Below are 16,104 nucleotides of genomic sequence, written 5' to 3'. Positions count from 1 at the left end.
AGAGGCTCAGTACCCGAACTGCTCCCGCAGGATGCGTTCGTCCAGGCTGTGGCCGGGATCGTGCATCATGACGAGGTCGACGCTCCGGTCGATCTCGATCGAGACCGAGCTGACCTCGTCGATCTGCGTGTGATCGGCGACGGCGCTGACGGGGCGCTTCTCGGCTTCAAGCACCTCGATGAAGACCTTGGCATGGTCCGGCAGCAGGGCGCCGCGCCAGCGTCGCGGCCGGAAGGCCGAGATCGGCGTCAAGGCCAGCAACGGCGCGTCGAGCGGCAGGATCGGGCCGTTGGCCGAGAGATTATAGGCGGTCGAGCCGGCGGGGGTCGCCAGCAGCAGGCCGTCGGCGATCAGCTCGGACAGGCGCACCTGGCCATCGACCGAGATGCGCAGCTTCGCCGCCTGATAGGAGCGGCGCAGCAGCGAGACCTCGTTGATCGCCTTGGCCTGCACGGTCGCGCCGTTGCAGTCCGTCGCCTGCATCGACAAGGGATGCACGATGCTGCGCTGGGCGGCGTCCAGCCTTTTGGTCAGGCCGCGTTCCTTGAACTCGTTCATCAGGAAGCCGACAGAGCCGCGGTTCATGCCGTAGATCGGCTTGCCCGTGCCGAGGAAGCGGTGGAGCGTCTGCAGCATCAGCCCGTCGCCGCCGAGCGCGACCACGACATCGGCTTTGGCCGGATCGGCATTGCCGTAGCGCTCGACGAGCTTGTCGAGCGCCGCCTGCGCCTCAGGGGTTTCGCTGGCGACGAAGGAGATCGCGCCGAATCGTTCGGTCATAGCGTGTCCTGAAACGGCAGGCCCTGCGGTATCGAGGCAGGCTTAACACGTTCGGGCGTCAGGCCGCGAGGCCATGGCGGCAACAAAGTCCCGGCAACGAAAAAGGCCGGGCTTTCGCCCGGCCTCGATGTGAACTGAGAAACCGACGCCCCTTAGAGAGCAGTGCTCCACTGCACGGGCACCATCGCGAAGCCGTTGCCGTCCTTGGCGATATGCCCGGTCGCGGGGAAGGGGGCGTGATAGAAGGCGACCTGCATGCGCTCGGCCGAGACCATGTCGAGGAGCTTGCGCCGCGTTGCCGCCGCCTGCGGGCCATCCATGTCGAACACCGCCGACCAGTCGGGATTGCGCACGAACAGGGCCGGGTGGTTAGTCGTGTCGGACATGATCATCAGCTTGCCGTTGCCCGAGCTCAGCGCGAACACCGTGTGGCCGGGCGTATGGCCGGGTGCCGCGACCGGGGTCAGGCCGGGCAGGAGCTCCTTGCCGGGCTCGAACTGCTTCACATCCTTGGCGACGGGGCCGAAGACACGGCGCACGCCGGCGAAGGCCCCCTTCATGGCATCCGGCGCGGCATTCATCTTCGCATCGTCCATCCAGAAGGCCCATTCGGCGGCCGGCACCATGACCTCGGCATTGGGGAACACGGCCGTGCCGTCCTTCAGGCGGAAGCCGTTGATGTGGTCGCCGTGGAAATGGCTGAAGACGACGCTGGAGACGTCCTTCGGGTCGAGGCCTGCGGCCTTGAAATTCGCCATCCAGGTGCCGGAGGTCGGCGCGCCCGAATCGCCGTTGCCGGTATCGATCAGGGTCAGCTTGCCGCCATGCTGGATCGCCAGCGTGGTGAAGGTGATGCTGAGCGCATCCTGCGGCAGGAAGGCCTGCTCCATCGCTTTCTTGACGTCGGCGAGCTCGGCATTGCGGACGAAGCCTTCGAGCGGGCGCCTGCCGAAACCGTCATTGATCGCGGTGAGCGTGATGTCGCCGATCTTGTAGCGATAGAAGCCGGGAGCCTGGTTCACGGGAACTCCTTGTGCCTGGGCCGGGCTGATGCCGGGCAGATCGAGTGTCGCGGCTGCAACGAGCGCGCCGGCGCCGACAAGGGCGGCGCGGCGCGAGAAATCTGTATCCTGCATGATCTGGTCTCCCCTCGGGTCGCAGGCAGACTAGCGGCGGCCATCCTGCTTTCAACCGCAAGGGCTTGCCGGAAGGTCAAGTTTCCGTGAGGCCCGATTCCGGAGTGGCCGGATCTCGCCGTGCCAGCGCGCGCAGCATTGCGGCGCAAAGTGCGAGCGAGCCCATGACGCCCTGGCCGGAGCAATCGGCGACGAGCGCCTGGAAGGCGAGCGTCTCCTCGTTCGCAAGGCATTGCAGGCTCCAGCTCCAGCCGGGCGCCTTCTGCCGCAGCAGCGAGACGGCGATGTCGATATCGGCGCTGACGGTTCCCAGCGTCTTCCAGAACGAGCCGTGCTGATAGATGCCGCCGGCCGGCGTGCGCCGGTTGACCAGCTGCGCCGGCTTGCGCCTGACGACGAAGCCGAGCGCCTCGTAGATATCGGCGTCGAGCTCGCGGTCGGGCTTGCTGGAAGCCTCGCAGCGGGCCGCCAGCGCGAGAAGTTGTGTCCGGTCGTCCATTCCGGTCCGTGCAAAGATCGATCAGGGCGGTGGGCCGCAAGTGGGCACCGCGATCCCGCCATCTAACCCATGATCGCGTCTGCCGGCCAGCCTCGGAATGCTCAGGCGGTCAGAATGGCCGCGGGCTTAGTCGTTCATCCAGCGAGACTGCGTCTTGCAGCGATAGCCGATGAAGCAGGTCGGGTTGTCGCGGCTCGGCACGAAGGCGGCCTCGAGCCCCTCGTCGAATTCGCAGAAGCTACGGTCCCGCACGAAGCGGTCATAGGTGAAGCCGCCCGTACCCAGCACGATAGCGCCATTCGCCTGGACGTCGCGTTGGCTCGCCGTGCAGGGGCGCGAGACGGTCGAGGGCCGCGTTTGCGCAACGGCGCTTCCGACTGTGAGGACAAGGGCGAGCGTGAGGACAATGGCTTTCATCGAAGCCTCCCGAAGCTTGACCAGCCGGATGACCGCCTGGTCCGCCAAACGTTCCCCGCACGGCCTATCTGTCAAGGGGCGTTCCATCGCCCCAGGCCCGCATGGCCACTGCCTCATTCTGGCCTTGGCGCCCGTCTTGTCTCGGCACTTGCCGATTCACAGGGGAAAGCACCGCCATGAAACTCGCGTTGATCGCCGCGCTCGGCGCCCTCGCTGCGTTGCCCGCCGCGGCGCAGCAGCTGCCCCAGCGCAAGCCCGGGCTCTGGGAAACGAAATCGAAGGGCAACGAGGGCGAGACTATCGCCAGGCAATGCGTCGGCCCGGGAACCGACCAGTCGATCGTTGGAGGCCTTGCTGCCGGTGCCTGCTCCAAGATGCTGGTGACCAAGACGGCCACCGGATACGCCGTCGAGACGGAATGCGCGGTTGGCCAGATCAAGGCTTCCGGCAACAGTGTCATCACCGGCGATTTCCAGACATCGGTCCGGACCGAAGGCACGACGAAGATCAGCGGCATGCCCGGCCAGTCCGGCCCGGTGGAGCGCAAGCTCGTCGTCGAGGCCACGCGTGTCGGCGAATGCGCGCCCGGCCATAAGCCGGGCGACATCATCATGCCCGACGGCAAGGTGATCTCGATGCCGTCGCCGAAGCCCGCGCCGTAAGCCCGCTGGACAAGCCATCCGTGGCGGGCAGGAGATCGCAAAACGCGAGAAGGGACATGGTGCCGGCGGAGAGGATCGAACTCCGAATATCGTAATTAAATCAATATCTTATGAGGTATTTTGGGGCGTTGGGGTGGGGCGCCTGCTGGGTCACTTTTAGCTGTGCAAGACAACGGCAAGGCTTGACTCCCACTCGGCTTTTGTTCCTATTTTGTTCTCATAACGAGGACAGAAGTCATGTCAGCGCAGCCGGCCGAGATTGACGACGACAAGGACGCCCTTGAATGGGAGCTGATCGAGTTGGTTGAAGAGCACGGCAGCGAGCGCGCGGCGCTGCGGGCGCTCCTGCACGATTTCCATGTGCTGCTTGCCGATGCCGACAAGGCAGTCTCGCGCGGCTTCGTCCGTGGCGTGTTCTCAGAGGGCGCTAGGGCGCCTCGCGTCGTCGGGGAGGATCAGTGATGGTCCAGAGGTCGAAGCGCTCCCTGCATCTCGGTAAAATCGAAGAGATGCAGCGCGAGGCGAAGGACTTCGAATGGAAGGTGCGGAGGTGGGCAGCAGAGGTTCCTATCGCGAGCAGCGTCTACCTCGCGCTTGATCCGCTGAACCACTCGTTACAGTTGATGACGCGCGTCCTGAACGGCGAGAGGGATGGCAGCGGCTTTGAGCGTCGCTATGGTGAAGGTGGGCTTGAATAAGAATCGCTATGGCTGAGAAACGAGTCGCTGAACTCGTTCGCGATAGCCTCAGCGATCTAAAGGGGCGACAAATGCACGTAATGTATTCTTTTGGCCTTGTTGGCCTGTCGATGCTCGTATCGGCTTGCGCCAAGCGACCTGACGCTATTGCACCAGCCACGATTCCTTCAGATGCATATATGGCTATGTCATGCAGTCGGTTGAACGATGAACTTAACAATGAGAACGCGCGATTCGCTGCGTTGTCGGCTGCTCAAAATAGCACTGCGACAGGCGATGCAGTGGGTGTCTTTCTGATCGGCGTTCCAACATCTTCAGCGTTTGGAGGTGATCAGGAAGGAAATGTCGCCGTTTCGAAGGGGAAGCTTCTCGTAATTGAGAATGCTCGGCTGGCAAAGAAATGTTGAGGCGGTAAATCTGCCTCAATGCTACAAGGCCTGACGACATGCACCGCTGGGCCTTGTAGTGAGGTAGCAAGGCTACTCAGCCCGCAAGCGGTCGGCCTCTACTTGCTTCACCAGCTTTGAGTGTGAACGGGAAAGGCTGAGGTGCCTGCCGAATAGGCCGCTGAAGATCGTAATGAGGATTACGGCCACCCACCAACCCGCAAACGCGGTTCCGAAGACGGCGATCCCAAAGCCGGGAGTGACCATCGTCGCGAGGACAAGCCCGCCAATGGCGCACGATGTCGTCCACTTTTGCTGTGATGTCGTCCAAGCATGGCGGACGAATCTCTGGCGCATCCAACGCGCGGTAACGGTGTAGTCGAACTTCATGTAGCTTCCCCCTGCTTGACCTACTATGCCGGTTGCGGCTTAGCGCGACAAGCAAAGGCCCGCCGACGTGGCGGACCTCATGTCGTAAATCACGCTAGGATTCAGGCGATGAGCCGTAACGCTATCTCGACAACCTGATTCCGGCTGCCGTAAGGTGATGCTGTGCGCCGGCACTGGCGCTGGCTATGGCTGGGGTATCTACTATGAAACTATTGGGAACGGCGACCGCGCTTGCGCTTTTACTGATTGCGGCGCCGGCGATGGCCATGCCGGCCGGCATGGGAGCAGGCTGCCAAAAGCACTACGAAACTTTCGCGGCATCTAAAGCCCCAAAGGCCTTCGCCAAGGGCACGACCAAAGCGTGCGGCTATGCATATGGCAAGGCGAACGTCGCCGAAGCGCGCAAGGCTGCCCTCGGCTTCTGCCGAGCCAACAAAGGCGATAGCTGCCGCGTAGTGGAAAGCGAATAGCAATCTGACAAGCAAAGGCCCGCCGATCTGCACCGGCGGGCCTCATGTCGTAATTCGCCCTGGGCTTCAGGCCGCGCGCTGCGTCGCCGCCCGAACACTGAGGCGAGGCTTGAGAAGCTCGACGCCCATCGCCTCCAAGCGGTCCACGATGGTGTCGGCCAGCGCGAGCACGTCGAGGTCCGCGTCGTCCGGCGTAACGGAGTAAATCTCCTCCGCGATCGCATCGATCATCAGCTCGCGAGCCACATCTCGCCGCACCATAATGCGCCTGCCTCTATCGGCAGCACGCGCTACGATCTGGCGGAGGATGGGATTGAGCGCCATCCTCACGGTTCCAGCATCTGAATAGGGAAGTCAGGATTCACGAAGGCAAGCTCGCCGTCAGGCTTACGGGCCTTGGCGCGTTCCTCCACGAACTGAAGAACTTCCATCGCTACCTGCCACGAATCGAAGACGCCGGGACCGGTGTGGGTCACAGCCTCATTCAGGCGACTGTGGATGTAGTCCAGCACGTTCTCGCGCGGGGACAGGTCCATGTTCTTCTGCACCCACATCACGCGGCCACCTTCTCAACGGCCACGTCCGTGGCAGGGCGCATCACATCGACAATCTGATAGTTGAACCCCCTAAAGCCGTGGTGAACGGCGATCATAAGGCCCGCAGGAGAAGCCGTGAAAACTTCCACATAGAAATCCTCGGCCTCGTAAACCGCATCGGCGGCCACGTCATTCTTCCCCTTGCATCCGTAAAGATCATAGAGAAAGCTGTTAAACTGCCTGCGGCTCATGCGCGTGCACGTCCGGTCGCTCGACGGCTTGGCCATCGGCGTGTTATTTTCAGTGGTCATCGCTTTTCCTTTTCTTGCGATGGTTACGGATGGCCGGCCTGACAAAGTTTCGACGCGGAGTCGGGCCGGTCGCTGCTAAGGGCTCAAACGCCCGTTACCTTCCACTGCGGGAAGGCCCAGCGGACCTGCTTGGAAAGCTGGTCCAGCATCTTCTGAAGCCGCACAATGTCGGCCAGCGCCCTGCGCTTCGTCTCGGGGTCCGAAAGGTCGGACTGCTCGATTTCGGCTATCCGGGCCTTGATCTCGGTCTGCTTGTAGTCATTGACAACAGCGGCCAATTGCGCGGCGGCGCTGATAAGGCCGCCGATCATGACTTCTGCCCGACTGAGCGAATTATGGGGGCTGCCCGCGTAAGCCGGGCCTAGCCGTTCCGCCTCATGGGTGTCCTCAATGATGCCAGTGGCGGAGGAAGGGCCTCGGTCATCGTCGAATGGGCGAGCGTCCAATCCGGCAGCGTCTAATTCCAACTCGATGTCCGACCAGTTGGCCGTCAGCGCGGGTGCCTCGAAGAACGGGGCGCAGAATACATCGGTAAGTGCGCCAGCCTCCTCGGTCTTCAGCGCCTCCTCCTTCGCCTCCCGACGCCTACGGCGCCATTCTCGCTGGTGCTCGGCATTGGTCTTCGCCATCGCGTCAATCTCCTTACTGTTTGTTCTTATGCCAAAACAGTAAGAAAATGTCAAGATCAAACTTCCAGCCCGCGAGCCCGGCGCCGCTGGCGCTCCTCCAGCCGGTCCTCAAGGCACATGATCGGCCAGATATCGGCGTCGCCCAAAATCTCGATGATGGTGCTGCGGAGATCGTAACCGGGGTCGACGTGCGCCATAGCAAGGCGGTCGACCAACGTCCGGTGCGTCTGGTCGGCGAGGTAGGAAGCGTGATTGATCGGGCTCATAGGCTTGTCTCTGGCGCCAGTGATTTGGCAGCCAAAGACTCGCACGGCCGGAACCATGTCGCAATAGCGACGTAGACAAATTAGCAAATAAAAACAACAGCTTAAGTAAGTGCTTACTTACTTTTCTTGCCACGAAAAACCCCTCGCGGCTTGCCGGTCGCGAGGGGTTCAATCCGCCATTGCCGGTGAGGGCCGGCAATCTGTCTTGGCGGAGCACCAGCCGCCGCTAAGAGGCTGGCGATTACGTTATAGCGCAGTCGCCGGTGCGACTGCTGGTGATCGTCAAAACTTTCCGAAGCCCTCGGGCAGCGAAGTATCCTCCTTGCGCTCCTTGGCGCGATGGCGCCGCTCCTTCCGCTTCTGGCTCTGCTCGCTGGTCGGCTTCGCGTGATACTTCGCGCGCTCCTTTTCCCTCTTACGTTCGGGGGTCAACGGTTGATGGCTGCGAACGGTGCGCTTCTCTGTCTCCATGATGAGCGCGGCATAGGCGTCCCTGTCAGCCTTGCGCTTAACCTCCAGCTTCGAATCTCGGTCGTTCGCGAGCTTGGCCTTCGCCTGACTAATCGCCTTGCGGAACCGGCCCAGAGCCGGCGCTGCCGGGGCGGGGCTGGGCGCTGCTGGCGTTATGTCCTCCGAGGCCGGAACAGTGAGGTCTAGTGCGTCGAGCGCGGCCAGCGCCTCCAACTCAAGCGAAGTAAGTGGGCGCGTGGATGCACCGTTCGATTGACTTTCGTCGTCGGTATCCATAGAATTTTCTCGCTATCAATCAGTTCTGAACGGTCTAGGCGCGCCAACGCCTGGGCCGTTTCTTTTTAGATCGCTGCCTTCTCGATCAGGTCGGCAAGATCACGCGCGAGATCGCCAGAAAGGGTGACTTCCGGCCCGCCCATTCGCAGGTGGATCTTGAAGCCAATGCCGACGCGCTGGACCCGGAACCAAGCACCAACCTTGATCGTGTCAGGACTGGCGGTGCCGTCCACAACGGCCCTGATCGTCTCAGCGAACTCGCGCGCGCTTTCGAGGCTGTAGAGCGTGGCCGGATGGTCATCGATCGCAACAGACACCTTGTCTCCTGCGCGCTGCACAACAATGCCGGGGATGATGGCCGGGATAACACCTGCGGCGATCTCCTTGCGGAGCATGTGGCCGATGGTGTCAGCGAGACTCAGATTGAGCACAGCCGAGAGAGTCTTCAACTGGTCGAGCCGGCGAGGCGGAAGGCGCAGCATAACGGAAGCGGGGGACATGGAAACTCCTGTGACGATGATTAAGCGTATACTAGTATACGCTTGCAATCAAGGACTGCGTTCCTATCTCCTCCCCTAATTTCCACAGCAAACCGCTACCGAGATGTCCTCCCCCATTTTCCCTTATGTATATGTATGTCTGTATTTGAAGAAGAGATAACCTACGAAAAATGGGGGAGGACATTTCTCGCTCTTGCCCCGACTACTCGCGCCTACGGCGCTCGCCTGCGCGGCCTTCGGCCTTGCCCGGACGCTGGCGCGTCCGGAAAGTTCATCCCTCTCCTATCCGCAGGAACTCCTCCGGTAGCCGAAGGCGTAGGGTGCCCGGCACCAGCTATCCCGTCCTCGGATAGAGAGGGCGCCGGCCCGGTCGCTCCGCTCCCGGCCGTCACCGATCTCATGGCCGAACGGGACCGCTCCGCCGGGAAGCGTTTAGAGAGTCACCAGCCGGCGCCAGCCTCTGGCCGCCCCTCCGCCACCTGCTCGCGCACGAACGCCAGTCCTGGGCCTTCCCTGAGTCAGCATGAGGCAATCGGCTACGCGGCGTTGCTGAAGCTCTGCACCAGCTCCGCCGTGAAGGTCCAAACACCGTCCTGCGCCTGCGGATGCGACCAGTCCTCGCAAGTCCACCTCACCGGCGAGCGTGCGCCGTGCGGCTGGTAATAGAACGGCTGGCTTCCGCCCATCCGCTCGAAGAACGCGGCAAGCTCCTGCATCTGTTCGAGCGTGAGCGCATCCCACTTCAGGCTGCACGTCCGGCGAATGTGGTTGATCCCCTTCGGCGTCGGCTGCGAATAGCCGTCGCCGAACTCGGCCTTGAGCAGGTTCACCTTCGGCTTATGCGCGGTGCCCGGCGTCGGGCCGATAGGCGGCGTGAAGGTCGGCAGGGGCATCAGCGGTTCCTCGTGTTCGCGAAGTTCCCCGGCCGGGTCTGCTTCCGCATCTCATCGGCCACCACCGATCGCATCGTCACCTCAAGGCTTCGCTGCATTCGCTTGGCCAAATCGTCATTCTGCTCCGGGGTCCCGGAAGAACCGTTGACGGTGATCGGCGCGGAGATGCTGATGGCCTGCACCGGCGCGGCATTGGCGCCTGCAAGTTCCGGCTGGCGAATGGCCGGCGCGCTGCCGACATAGCCACCATCCGCGAAGCCGCGCAGCGCTCCCCGGTGCATGGCCTCAAGGTTCTGGACGCCGATGCGGCTGGTCGCGGCCTTGGACATAACGAACTCGCCACGGTGGACGATGCCGGCCGGCTGATACTTCCCGCCGTGGCCAGTGTAGCCGCCATCTGCGAAGCCGAAGAGCTTCGGCAGGAAGCCGAACAAGCCGCCGACCGCGCCGTCAGCGCCCTTCGTTCCGAACAGCCCGGCGAGCGGGCCGCTGCCCATGAGCATGGCCTGAAGGGCAGCCTTCAACAGCGCCTTGCCAAGCTGCTGCACAACCTCGGTCGCGCTCTTGCCCTCCACGATCATATCCACGAAGCCGTCAGTCACCTCCTGCGCAAAGAACTTCTGCGCGTCGCGAACGCCATCCATCGCCTCCTTCAGGTCTTCGACCTTCATCTTCGCGGCAGCATAGCCCTGTGCGGCCTGCTCGATCTTCGAACGCATTTCGTCGGTGACGGTGAGGCCATCGCGCTTCGCGGCCTGCTCAAGCTGAAGGGCGATCTTCGACCGCTCCACTTCCTCGCGGCCCTTGCCGACCATCTGGGCCTCAAGGCGCAGGGCCTCGGTGCGGCGCTGGATAGCTTCAAGGTCGCGGTCAAAGCGGCTCTGCTTCTCAGCACCGGAGCCACCGCCACCACCGCCGCCCTTACCTTCCTCGCCGGGGACAGCGTAGTCCTTCAAGCTGATCGGCTTAACGCCGTTGCCGCCGACGCCAGCCGGGCGGCTAGGCGGCAATGGGGCATTCGGCATGCCGATGCCGGTTCCGATGTTCCCGAAGTCGCCGGCATCGCGGCCAGCCTGAATATGACGCTCGCGTTCGGCGGCGGCGCGCGCCGCCTTCGCCGAAGGATTCTGCGGGCCAGCGTCCAGCGCACGAAGCTGGGCCTCAATACCAGCACGCTCCGGGCCGATGGCGCCACGAAGCTTCGCCTCGAGAATGGTCCGCTGCGTCCGCGCGGTATCGGCCTGCGCGGATTCGAGCGCGCCAGAGATCGCCTTCCCCGACGCGGCCATGACATCGCCAAGGGCCTTCAAAAGGCCCTGCACCTTCACCGTGGCGTCAGCGGCGGCCGCGCCGATGGGGCCAATGCTGTTCGCGACCGATTCCATGCCAGAGACAACGGCCGGGGTGACGCCGACCATCCGGTCGAACTCGCCAACGGCCTTCGTAAGCTCGTTCTGAAGCCGCTGGAACGCCTGCTCACTCGTCGTCGTCGCGCCGGCAAGCTTCTCTTCAAGGATGGGGGAGCCGGCGAGGATGGCGCGGAAGAACGCCTCGCTCGAAACCTTACCGTCCTTCACCAGCGCAGTGAGCTTCGCAACATCGCCACCCGCTTCAAGCATGCCGGCGGCAGCGGCCTCCAAAAGCGGGCGCATGCCGTCGAGCAGGCTGTTGTATTCCTCGGCCTGAATCTTCCCGCCGGCCAATGCCTGGCCCAACTGCAAGAGCGCGCCCTGTGCCTCGCTCGCGGACGTGCCGGATACACGAAGGGCCTGCGCGGTGATGTCGGTGACGCGCATCACGTCAGCGCTGGACGCCTTCAGCGTGGTCTGGGCGGCCGAGACGCGCCCATAGAGCGTCGCGAGGGCATCAAGCGGTGCATAGTTGCGCTGGGCGCTGGCAAACAGCTTATCGAAGGTGCCGGACAGGTCGGCGTCCTTCACGCCGGCCACCTTCAGGCTGTTCATGACCTTGGTGTATTCGTCCGCCGTCTTCCGAATTCCGTTGAGCACCACGCCGGTTGCGATGGCGGCGAAAGCGCCCTTGAGCTTTCCGGCGGCAGCGTTGCCGAAGTTCTCAAGCTGGCGCGCCATGGCGGTCGTGGCGCCGCCCATGGACTGCTCAAGATTTCGGGCTCCCCTGCGGGCACGGCTCTCGATCTGGCGCCAGTTGTCATTGCTCGCGTTCTTGGCGCGCTGAAAGTTCTTCTCGAACTCCCGCATGCGGGCCTCAAGGGCGACGACAAGCTGTTCGGCGGATTCGGCCATGTCTATTCCTCACGCGGCGAGATCGTGGACCTTGGTCCAGAACTCGGCTCCCTCTTCTTCGGTCATGTCGTGAATGCTACGGCGGTTGTCGTTCGCAGCGGCGCGGGCAACGGCCATCGCGGCAGCGACAGCACCGTCAATGCGGTCGGTCTTCTTGCCCTTGTGCATGCGGACAAGGCCGGTGTCGTTCCGGCTGGCGACGACGCTATCAAAGTGATGACGAAGGACCGCGTGCCCGCCATGACGGAGCAGCCGGCCGTTCACGAAGCGCTCAAGGGTGCCGATCGCCGGCCCCATGGTCGTGATGTTCTGGCGCATCTCTACGGTCGGCAGGCCATCGTCAAAGAGCCGCTGCATGGTCGTGCGGGCAAGGTGCGGGTCAAAGGCGATTTGACGCACATCGAAACGGGCGCACAGCTCGCGGATATGATCCTCCACCGTGCCGGGATCGATGATCGGGCCTTCGGTGACGATCACATGACCTTCGTCGCGCCAGCGCTCGTAAGGCACGCCGTCACGCTGGGCGCGGCCGATCAGGTCATCGCCGGGGACGAAGAACCAAGGGGCGATGGTGATCCGGCCGTCATCATGGCGCCACGCCGCGACGATGGCAGTAAGGTCGCCGTTGATGGCCATGTCCACGCCAAGGAAGCACGGCAACGCCTCAAGCTCGGCGAGGTCGAGCGAGAAACTGCCGGCGTCATAGGTCGCCATATCGAACAGCGGGTCGCGGCTGTTGCCGAACCACCTGTTCAAATGGAACTGCTGGAACTCGTATGCCTTCGACGGATTGGCGCGGGCCTCATTCGCGTCGGCGCGCAGCTTCTTGATATCGTGGAAGCCGAGCGCGAGGCCGGGATTGACGCGGTGCCACACGTCTTCGTTCTGCCAATCCTCTTCTGGCTGGATTTCGAACATGATCGGCAGGAAGGATGGCGCATGCTCCAAGCCGAGCGCGACCTTGCGCGCATACTGGTAGCGTTCGGCAGCAAGTCCTTCATTGCCACGGCCGGCAGTCGTCGCGACCACAGTCAAGCCGCCCTTGCGCTTCGCCATGCCGGACTGAAGCGCTTCCCACAGGTCGCGGTTCTTCCAAATGTGGATCTCGTCGGCGAGCACGAAGGTCGGCGTGGTGCCGTGCTGGGCCTTACCGTCCGACGAAACGGCCTTCAAAGTCGAGCCGTCCAGCCGGCTCCTGATAATGAGATTGCCGGTCTGCGAGTCATAAATCTTGGTCGCGGCCGTAAGGCGGGTGTCCATGCCGACGATGCCGGCAGCTTCACGGAAGCCGACGCTGGCCTGCTCGCGGTCGGACGCCGCAAAGATGATCTGGCCGGCCGGGACCGCTTCCGGGCCAAGCAAATGCAAGGTCGCCAAAGCGGCGGAAAGCGCGGTCTTGCGGTTCCCGCGCGGAAGATAGAGGAAAACGTCGCGAACGAGACGTTCGCCGTCCTCATCGCGCGGGCCATAGATGCGGCGGATAATGCGCTCCTGCCACTCGTAAAGCTGGAACGCCCGGCGCGGCGCAGTGCTCAGTGGGTGCTTCAGCGCCCTGAGGAAGTCCACAGCCTCCTGCCCATAGCCGAGCGGGTCCGGGATCGGGCTGCCGTCATAAATCCAGTTCGGGAACGCGCTCGTGCTCATCGGCGGTTCCTGCCGATGGTGAGCGGATTGTCGTCGTCATCGTCATCGGCCGCATTGCCACCGACGCGGGCGCGCGAGACAGGCGACAGGCCATATTCGGCCGCGAGCTGCCGCGCAGTCTGCATGGCGCGGTTCTGCATGCCGAAAAGCGTCTTATCGAGCGTGCCGGTCGTGGCGAAAGTCCGCTCGATGGCGCGGACGTGCCCGACAGCAACGCAATAGTTCTCGATGCCGGTGAGATCGGCCCGCGTGACGATGCGGTCAGCGATCAGGCGCGGCATAATCCGCTTCCACTCGCCGCGCGCGTCCTCGCTCAGCCACTTCGGGGCGGGCGGGGTCTTCGTCAGGGGCTCGCGATCAGGGGACAAGGCCGGCTTGACGCCGCGAAGATGGGTCACGACGCCGACGCAACCGCCCTGATTTCGAGGCCAACGCGGCGCCCGATGTCGGCGATTTCCTTGATCTGATACGCCCGGCCGTTGAAGACAATGCGCTCTGCGCCCGTCAGGCCGTCCCGCCAGCGGATGCGGAAGATAACGGTGCCCTGCTGGGCGGTGCCGAAGCCGGTGAGGAAGTCGGCAGCGGATGCCTTCACCACCTCGGCCCGCGTCGTGGCGATTTCCGTCCAGGCGGAAGCGGTGCTACGGCTGGGCGTGCGCGTCTTCGTCTCACGCTCAATGGTGATGGTGTGGAAGAGAGTGCCGGCCGCGAGCATCAGATGCTCCACCGGATGACAGCTTCCACCGACATGACGCCGTGCCCGTAATCGGGATTAGGATCGCGGGGCCAAACGGTGCGGGTGTGCTTGAACTGATCGAGGTTGAAGCCGTCGCAGAAAGGCCAGTCCATAAGGCGCCGCGCAACGGTCGCGCCGATGGTCTGGGCAGTGTCGAGGCCCGGTTCCAAGGCCCAGATATGCAGGTCCATGAACACGGTCGCGACGAACTGGGCGCCCGATCCCCGGCCGTGCATCATGACATTCCCGGCGCCGAACAGGATGGCCGGAAGCTCATCCGGAGCGAAGTCACCGGCCCGGATGTTCTCGGGGTCTACAAGCGCGGCGACGGCCAAGTCGCTGGCCAGATGGGCGCCAAGGGCCTCGCGGAAGGCGATAGTCGGCTCGATCACGGCGTATCCCATCCGGTGCGGACGGCCTTTCGGATTGAACGCTTGATGCGATTGAGCGCGCGCTTGCGCGTGAGCCGGAAGCCGGGCCAGAAAAAGGGCTGCGCTGGCGTCGTGCTGGTCCCGTATTCGACAAGATGCGGATACCGAACATCGGTGCCGCCAACCGTCACGACAGCCTCATTCTCACCGACGACGCGGCTCCCGCCGGGCTGCGAATAAGGCGGCGTCGTGCCACCGGGCGGTGTCACGGTAATGGAATCCTTCAGGGCGCCTGTATCTTCGACCGCAAGCTGGCGCTGCATGTCGGCGATCTCGTTCGCGCCCTTCACCAATGCGGGATGAACCACCTCACGAACGTTCTTCATCACGGCAGCGAACCGGCGATTGAGCCTGTCGAGGTCAGAACTCATCGTCGGTATCCTCCGGTGCAGGCTCGCCGAACCACCGTTCCCGGTAGGAATTGGCCACTGCCTGCACGCCGTAGGGCGCCAAACGGACGGCATCGCCGTAAGAAACGGCTTCGCGGTGCATGTAATAGAACGCGGCGAGCTTCAGCATCGCGAGCTTGATGTCAGCCGGAACCGGAGAGAGATCAGCGAGCTTGCGGCCGGTCTGGGCCTGAAACCAGTCGTCGGCAGCGTCGAGATAGAGCTGAATAAGCTCATCGTCGCTCGAATGGTCGATGTTCAGATGCGCCTTCGCGAGCGAAAGCGTTACGCTACTCATCAGGAATTGGCCTCTTCAGAAAAAGTTATTTCGGGCGTCTCTTGCGCGGTGCTCCCCGCGCCGGTCCCCGAAACAGGCGGAAAATTGAAGACCACCCCCCGGCCTCTTCGGCCGGTCTTGGGACGCTCCGTCACGGCACGCTCGATTGTCCAGCCGTAGCCGAGCCGGTTGCGAATGGTATGGACTGAGAACCCTGTCTCGGCCGCCCATTCATTGAGGCTGAGCCTCTTGCCGAGCGCGGTGTAATATCGAACAGCGAACGTATTCTGCAGTCGCGGCTTGGGCTGACGGCGTCGAGCTATCGGCTTGTCCTCACTGACCTTCGCAGCGACAACATGTCTGGTCGGCTTGGGTGACGGTGTTGGGGTGTGCCGGATCAGCGCATAGGCTCGCTGCCGAATAGCAGCGCACTCGGCTTCGAACTCAAGCCGGTCGATCTCGTTGGCCTCTGCGGGTGTCACAGATACACCACGTCAACCGGCTCATCGCCATCCGGCATAAAGTAAGCGTTGGGTGACCAATAATAGTCATACATTGGCGCTGGCCGCTGGTCGTAGTTCTGCGTCACGAAATACGGCGTGGACGCATCGGGGGCGATAAGGTTCTCAGGGCTCTTATCTCCGGTCGGCGGAAACCATCCAAAGGTGTAACGAAGCGACTTCTGGCCAATAACCTGCCACGTCATGGTGATTTCCAGCGGCGTCCACACGCCGGGCTGAAGGGTGATCTTCTTTACAAGGCTCATCGGGGTTCTCTCTGGCGTTCGCGGATGTAGTCGAGGGCGTTGCAGCGACGGCAGCCGGGGCGCCAGTTGGCGGGCGACATGCGAAGCTCGGGATGCTGGCGGATGCTGATACGGTGCCGGACAAGGGTGGCGGGTGCGCCGCATTCGCAGCGCTCGTTGCCGGGCTGGCGCAGATAGGTGCGCGCTACCTCTTCCCACTGGCGATCATAGCCGCGCTGGCGGGCGTTCGGTCGGGCTCGATCGTGGCGGGCGCCGCGAACTCGATCCTGCTCGCGCT

General features: G+C 63.2%; 27 protein-coding genes. 5 read left to right on the top strand and 22 right to left on the bottom strand.

Annotated elements, in window-relative coordinates:
- Positions 1-6: 6 nt before the first annotated feature.
- From NUV79_RS05905 to NUV79_RS05890, 4 genes are all read right to left on the bottom strand, one after another.
- Positions 7-780, bottom strand: coding sequence for an NAD kinase (locus tag NUV79_RS05905; protein ID WP_257732136.1), 774 nt, complete (start codon positions 778-780; stop codon positions 7-9).
- A 152-nt stretch (positions 781-932) separates the two neighbouring features.
- Complete coding sequence (locus NUV79_RS05900; RefSeq protein ID WP_257732135.1) at positions 933-1,916, bottom strand: MBL fold metallo-hydrolase; 984 nt, start codon at positions 1,914-1,916, stop codon at positions 933-935.
- A gap of 76 nt (positions 1,917-1,992) precedes the next feature.
- A complete protein-coding gene (locus tag NUV79_RS05895) occupies positions 1,993-2,415 on the bottom strand; it encodes a hypothetical protein (protein WP_257732134.1) in 423 nt (140 codons plus the stop codon).
- 126 nt (positions 2,416-2,541) lie between these two features.
- On the bottom strand, positions 2,542-2,832 hold the full coding sequence (locus NUV79_RS05890; RefSeq protein ID WP_257732133.1) for a hypothetical protein: 291 nt from the start codon (positions 2,830-2,832) through the stop codon (positions 2,542-2,544).
- A gap of 176 nt (positions 2,833-3,008) precedes the next feature.
- Here NUV79_RS05890 and NUV79_RS05885 point away from each other — a divergent pair, with 176 nt between their 5' ends.
- The 4 genes from NUV79_RS05885 (at position 3,009) to NUV79_RS05870 (ending at position 4,599) form a co-directional block, all read left to right on the top strand.
- On the top strand, positions 3,009-3,494 hold the full coding sequence (locus tag NUV79_RS05885) for a DUF3617 domain-containing protein (protein ID WP_257732132.1): 486 nt from the start codon (positions 3,009-3,011) through the stop codon (positions 3,492-3,494).
- A 237-nt stretch (positions 3,495-3,731) separates the two neighbouring features.
- Complete coding sequence (locus tag NUV79_RS05880; protein WP_257732131.1) at positions 3,732-3,956, top strand: hypothetical protein; 225 nt, start codon at positions 3,732-3,734, stop codon at positions 3,954-3,956.
- Entirely contained in the window at positions 3,956-4,192 is a 237-nt protein-coding gene (locus NUV79_RS05875) for a hypothetical protein (protein WP_257732130.1), read from the top strand. Before NUV79_RS05880 ends, NUV79_RS05875 begins: the two co-directional genes overlap by 1 nt.
- A gap of 8 nt (positions 4,193-4,200) precedes the next feature.
- Positions 4,201-4,599 carry a hypothetical protein gene (locus tag NUV79_RS05870; RefSeq protein WP_308218166.1) on the top strand — a complete coding sequence of 133 codons (399 nt, stop codon included), beginning with the start codon at positions 4,201-4,203 and terminating at the stop codon, positions 4,597-4,599.
- Between the two features lie 72 nt (positions 4,600-4,671).
- On the opposite strand, the gene NUV79_RS05865 is transcribed toward NUV79_RS05870, so the two are convergent.
- Positions 4,672-4,968, bottom strand: a complete 297-nt coding sequence (locus NUV79_RS05865; protein WP_257732129.1) for a hypothetical protein — start codon at positions 4,966-4,968, stop codon at positions 4,672-4,674.
- A 203-nt stretch (positions 4,969-5,171) separates the two neighbouring features.
- On the opposite strand from NUV79_RS05865, the gene NUV79_RS05860 reads away from it, so the two are divergent.
- Positions 5,172-5,438: a hypothetical protein gene (locus NUV79_RS05860; protein ID WP_257732128.1), complete on the top strand. Its 267-nt coding sequence runs from the start codon at positions 5,172-5,174 to the stop codon at positions 5,436-5,438.
- A 66-nt stretch (positions 5,439-5,504) separates the two neighbouring features.
- On the opposite strand, the gene NUV79_RS05855 is transcribed toward NUV79_RS05860, so the two are convergent.
- From NUV79_RS05855 to NUV79_RS05775, 17 genes are all read right to left on the bottom strand, one after another.
- Entirely contained in the window at positions 5,505-5,762 is a 258-nt protein-coding gene (locus NUV79_RS05855) for a hypothetical protein (protein WP_257732127.1), read from the bottom strand.
- Between the two features lie 2 nt (positions 5,763-5,764).
- The gene (locus tag NUV79_RS05850) at positions 5,765-5,974 is read right to left on the bottom strand and encodes a hypothetical protein (protein ID WP_257732126.1); all 210 of its coding nucleotides are present in this window, start codon (positions 5,972-5,974) and stop codon (positions 5,765-5,767) included.
- Positions 5,975-5,991: 17 nt separating this feature from the next.
- Positions 5,992-6,285, bottom strand: coding sequence for a hypothetical protein (locus NUV79_RS05845; RefSeq protein WP_257732125.1), 294 nt, complete (start codon positions 6,283-6,285; stop codon positions 5,992-5,994).
- A gap of 83 nt (positions 6,286-6,368) precedes the next feature.
- Positions 6,369-6,914, bottom strand: a complete 546-nt coding sequence (locus NUV79_RS05840) for a hypothetical protein (RefSeq protein WP_257732124.1) — start codon at positions 6,912-6,914, stop codon at positions 6,369-6,371.
- Positions 6,915-6,970: 56 nt separating this feature from the next.
- Positions 6,971-7,180, bottom strand: a complete 210-nt coding sequence (locus NUV79_RS05835) for a hypothetical protein (RefSeq protein WP_257732123.1) — start codon at positions 7,178-7,180, stop codon at positions 6,971-6,973.
- A gap of 282 nt (positions 7,181-7,462) precedes the next feature.
- A complete protein-coding gene (locus NUV79_RS05830) occupies positions 7,463-7,927 on the bottom strand; it encodes a hypothetical protein (protein ID WP_257732122.1) in 465 nt (154 codons plus the stop codon).
- 65 nt (positions 7,928-7,992) lie between these two features.
- The gene (locus NUV79_RS05825; RefSeq protein ID WP_257732121.1) at positions 7,993-8,427 is read right to left on the bottom strand and encodes a hypothetical protein; all 435 of its coding nucleotides are present in this window, start codon (positions 8,425-8,427) and stop codon (positions 7,993-7,995) included.
- A gap of 536 nt (positions 8,428-8,963) precedes the next feature.
- Positions 8,964-9,320: a phage tail protein gene (locus NUV79_RS05820; protein WP_257732120.1), complete on the bottom strand. Its 357-nt coding sequence runs from the start codon at positions 9,318-9,320 to the stop codon at positions 8,964-8,966.
- Entirely contained in the window at positions 9,320-11,584 is a 2,265-nt protein-coding gene (locus tag NUV79_RS05815) for a tape measure protein (RefSeq protein WP_257732119.1), read from the bottom strand. Before NUV79_RS05815 ends, NUV79_RS05820 begins: the two co-directional genes overlap by 1 nt.
- Positions 11,585-11,593: 9 nt before the next feature.
- On the bottom strand, positions 11,594-13,228 hold the full coding sequence (locus tag NUV79_RS05810; protein WP_257732118.1) for a terminase large subunit: 1,635 nt from the start codon (positions 13,226-13,228) through the stop codon (positions 11,594-11,596).
- Positions 13,225-13,626 (bottom strand): phage terminase small subunit P27 family, encoded by a 402-nt coding sequence (locus tag NUV79_RS05805; protein WP_257732117.1) that lies wholly within the window; start codon positions 13,624-13,626, stop codon positions 13,225-13,227. The genes NUV79_RS05810 and NUV79_RS05805 overlap by 4 nt, the downstream gene beginning before the upstream one ends.
- Positions 13,623-13,943 (bottom strand): phage head closure protein, encoded by a 321-nt coding sequence (locus tag NUV79_RS05800; protein WP_257732116.1) that lies wholly within the window; start codon positions 13,941-13,943, stop codon positions 13,623-13,625. The genes NUV79_RS05805 and NUV79_RS05800 overlap by 4 nt, the downstream gene beginning before the upstream one ends.
- Entirely contained in the window at positions 13,943-14,368 is a 426-nt protein-coding gene (locus tag NUV79_RS05795) for a DUF3168 domain-containing protein (RefSeq protein ID WP_257732115.1), read from the bottom strand. The genes NUV79_RS05800 and NUV79_RS05795 overlap by 1 nt, the downstream gene beginning before the upstream one ends.
- A complete protein-coding gene (locus NUV79_RS05790) occupies positions 14,353-14,766 on the bottom strand; it encodes an HK97-gp10 family putative phage morphogenesis protein (RefSeq protein ID WP_257732114.1) in 414 nt (137 codons plus the stop codon). The genes NUV79_RS05795 and NUV79_RS05790 overlap by 16 nt, the downstream gene beginning before the upstream one ends.
- Positions 14,756-15,082 carry a head-tail connector protein gene (locus tag NUV79_RS05785; RefSeq protein WP_257732113.1) on the bottom strand — a complete coding sequence of 109 codons (327 nt, stop codon included), beginning with the start codon at positions 15,080-15,082 and terminating at the stop codon, positions 14,756-14,758. The genes NUV79_RS05790 and NUV79_RS05785 overlap by 11 nt, the downstream gene beginning before the upstream one ends.
- Positions 15,082-15,543, bottom strand: a complete 462-nt coding sequence (locus NUV79_RS05780; RefSeq protein WP_257732112.1) for a hypothetical protein — start codon at positions 15,541-15,543, stop codon at positions 15,082-15,084. Before NUV79_RS05780 ends, NUV79_RS05785 begins: the two co-directional genes overlap by 1 nt.
- On the bottom strand, positions 15,540-15,827 hold the full coding sequence (locus NUV79_RS05775; RefSeq protein WP_257732111.1) for a hypothetical protein: 288 nt from the start codon (positions 15,825-15,827) through the stop codon (positions 15,540-15,542). Before NUV79_RS05775 ends, NUV79_RS05780 begins: the two co-directional genes overlap by 4 nt.
- Between the last annotated feature and the right edge of the window lie 277 nt (positions 15,828-16,104).

Source organism: Allobosea sp. 47.2.35 (assembly GCF_024655635.1).
Lineage (GTDB): Bacteria > Pseudomonadota > Alphaproteobacteria > Rhizobiales > Beijerinckiaceae > Allobosea.
This window is presented reverse-complemented; position numbering and strand designations above follow the sequence as displayed.

What these genes read in the sequence shown, in the direction of transcription:
- NUV79_RS05775 (WP_257732111.1), bottom strand. Translation starts at nt 15,827, where the DNA reads ATGAGCCTTGTAAAGAAGATCACCCTTCAGCCCGGCGTGTGGACGCCG.
- NUV79_RS05905 (WP_257732136.1), bottom strand. Translation starts at nt 780, where the DNA reads ATGACCGAACGATTCGGCGCGATCTCCTTCGTCGCCAGCGAAACCCCT.
- NUV79_RS05785 (WP_257732113.1), bottom strand. Translation starts at nt 15,082, where the DNA reads ATGAGTAGCGTAACGCTTTCGCTCGCGAAGGCGCATCTGAACATCGAC.
- NUV79_RS05835 (WP_257732123.1), bottom strand. Translation starts at nt 7,180, where the DNA reads ATGAGCCCGATCAATCACGCTTCCTACCTCGCCGACCAGACGCACCGG.
- NUV79_RS05890 (WP_257732133.1), bottom strand. Translation starts at nt 2,832, where the DNA reads ATGAAAGCCATTGTCCTCACGCTCGCCCTTGTCCTCACAGTCGGAAGC.
- NUV79_RS05850 (WP_257732126.1), bottom strand. Translation starts at nt 5,974, where the DNA reads ATGGACCTGTCCCCGCGCGAGAACGTGCTGGACTACATCCACAGTCGC.
- NUV79_RS05895 (WP_257732134.1), bottom strand. Translation starts at nt 2,415, where the DNA reads ATGGACGACCGGACACAACTTCTCGCGCTGGCGGCCCGCTGCGAGGCT.
- NUV79_RS05815 (WP_257732119.1), bottom strand. Translation starts at nt 11,584, where the DNA reads ATGGCCGAATCCGCCGAACAGCTTGTCGTCGCCCTTGAGGCCCGCATG.
- NUV79_RS05885 (WP_257732132.1), top strand. Translation starts at nt 3,009, where the DNA reads ATGAAACTCGCGTTGATCGCCGCGCTCGGCGCCCTCGCTGCGTTGCCC.
- NUV79_RS05870 (WP_308218166.1), top strand. Translation starts at nt 4,201, where the DNA reads ATGGCTGAGAAACGAGTCGCTGAACTCGTTCGCGATAGCCTCAGCGAT.
- NUV79_RS05860 (WP_257732128.1), top strand. Translation starts at nt 5,172, where the DNA reads ATGAAACTATTGGGAACGGCGACCGCGCTTGCGCTTTTACTGATTGCG.
- NUV79_RS05820 (WP_257732120.1), bottom strand. Translation starts at nt 9,320, where the DNA reads ATGCCCCTGCCGACCTTCACGCCGCCTATCGGCCCGACGCCGGGCACC.
- NUV79_RS05900 (WP_257732135.1), bottom strand. Translation starts at nt 1,916, where the DNA reads ATGCAGGATACAGATTTCTCGCGCCGCGCCGCCCTTGTCGGCGCCGGC.
- NUV79_RS05855 (WP_257732127.1), bottom strand. Translation starts at nt 5,762, where the DNA reads ATGGCGCTCAATCCCATCCTCCGCCAGATCGTAGCGCGTGCTGCCGAT.
- NUV79_RS05800 (WP_257732116.1), bottom strand. Translation starts at nt 13,943, where the DNA reads ATGCTCGCGGCCGGCACTCTCTTCCACACCATCACCATTGAGCGTGAG.
- NUV79_RS05845 (WP_257732125.1), bottom strand. Translation starts at nt 6,285, where the DNA reads ATGACCACTGAAAATAACACGCCGATGGCCAAGCCGTCGAGCGACCGG.
- NUV79_RS05795 (WP_257732115.1), bottom strand. Translation starts at nt 14,368, where the DNA reads ATGGGATACGCCGTGATCGAGCCGACTATCGCCTTCCGCGAGGCCCTT.
- NUV79_RS05880 (WP_257732131.1), top strand. Translation starts at nt 3,732, where the DNA reads ATGTCAGCGCAGCCGGCCGAGATTGACGACGACAAGGACGCCCTTGAA.
- NUV79_RS05825 (WP_257732121.1), bottom strand. Translation starts at nt 8,427, where the DNA reads ATGTCCCCCGCTTCCGTTATGCTGCGCCTTCCGCCTCGCCGGCTCGAC.
- NUV79_RS05865 (WP_257732129.1), bottom strand. Translation starts at nt 4,968, where the DNA reads ATGAAGTTCGACTACACCGTTACCGCGCGTTGGATGCGCCAGAGATTC.
- NUV79_RS05840 (WP_257732124.1), bottom strand. Translation starts at nt 6,914, where the DNA reads ATGGCGAAGACCAATGCCGAGCACCAGCGAGAATGGCGCCGTAGGCGT.
- NUV79_RS05830 (WP_257732122.1), bottom strand. Translation starts at nt 7,927, where the DNA reads ATGGATACCGACGACGAAAGTCAATCGAACGGTGCATCCACGCGCCCA.
- NUV79_RS05875 (WP_257732130.1), top strand. Translation starts at nt 3,956, where the DNA reads ATGGTCCAGAGGTCGAAGCGCTCCCTGCATCTCGGTAAAATCGAAGAG.
- NUV79_RS05790 (WP_257732114.1), bottom strand. Translation starts at nt 14,766, where the DNA reads ATGAGTTCTGACCTCGACAGGCTCAATCGCCGGTTCGCTGCCGTGATG.
- NUV79_RS05810 (WP_257732118.1), bottom strand. Translation starts at nt 13,228, where the DNA reads ATGAGCACGAGCGCGTTCCCGAACTGGATTTATGACGGCAGCCCGATC.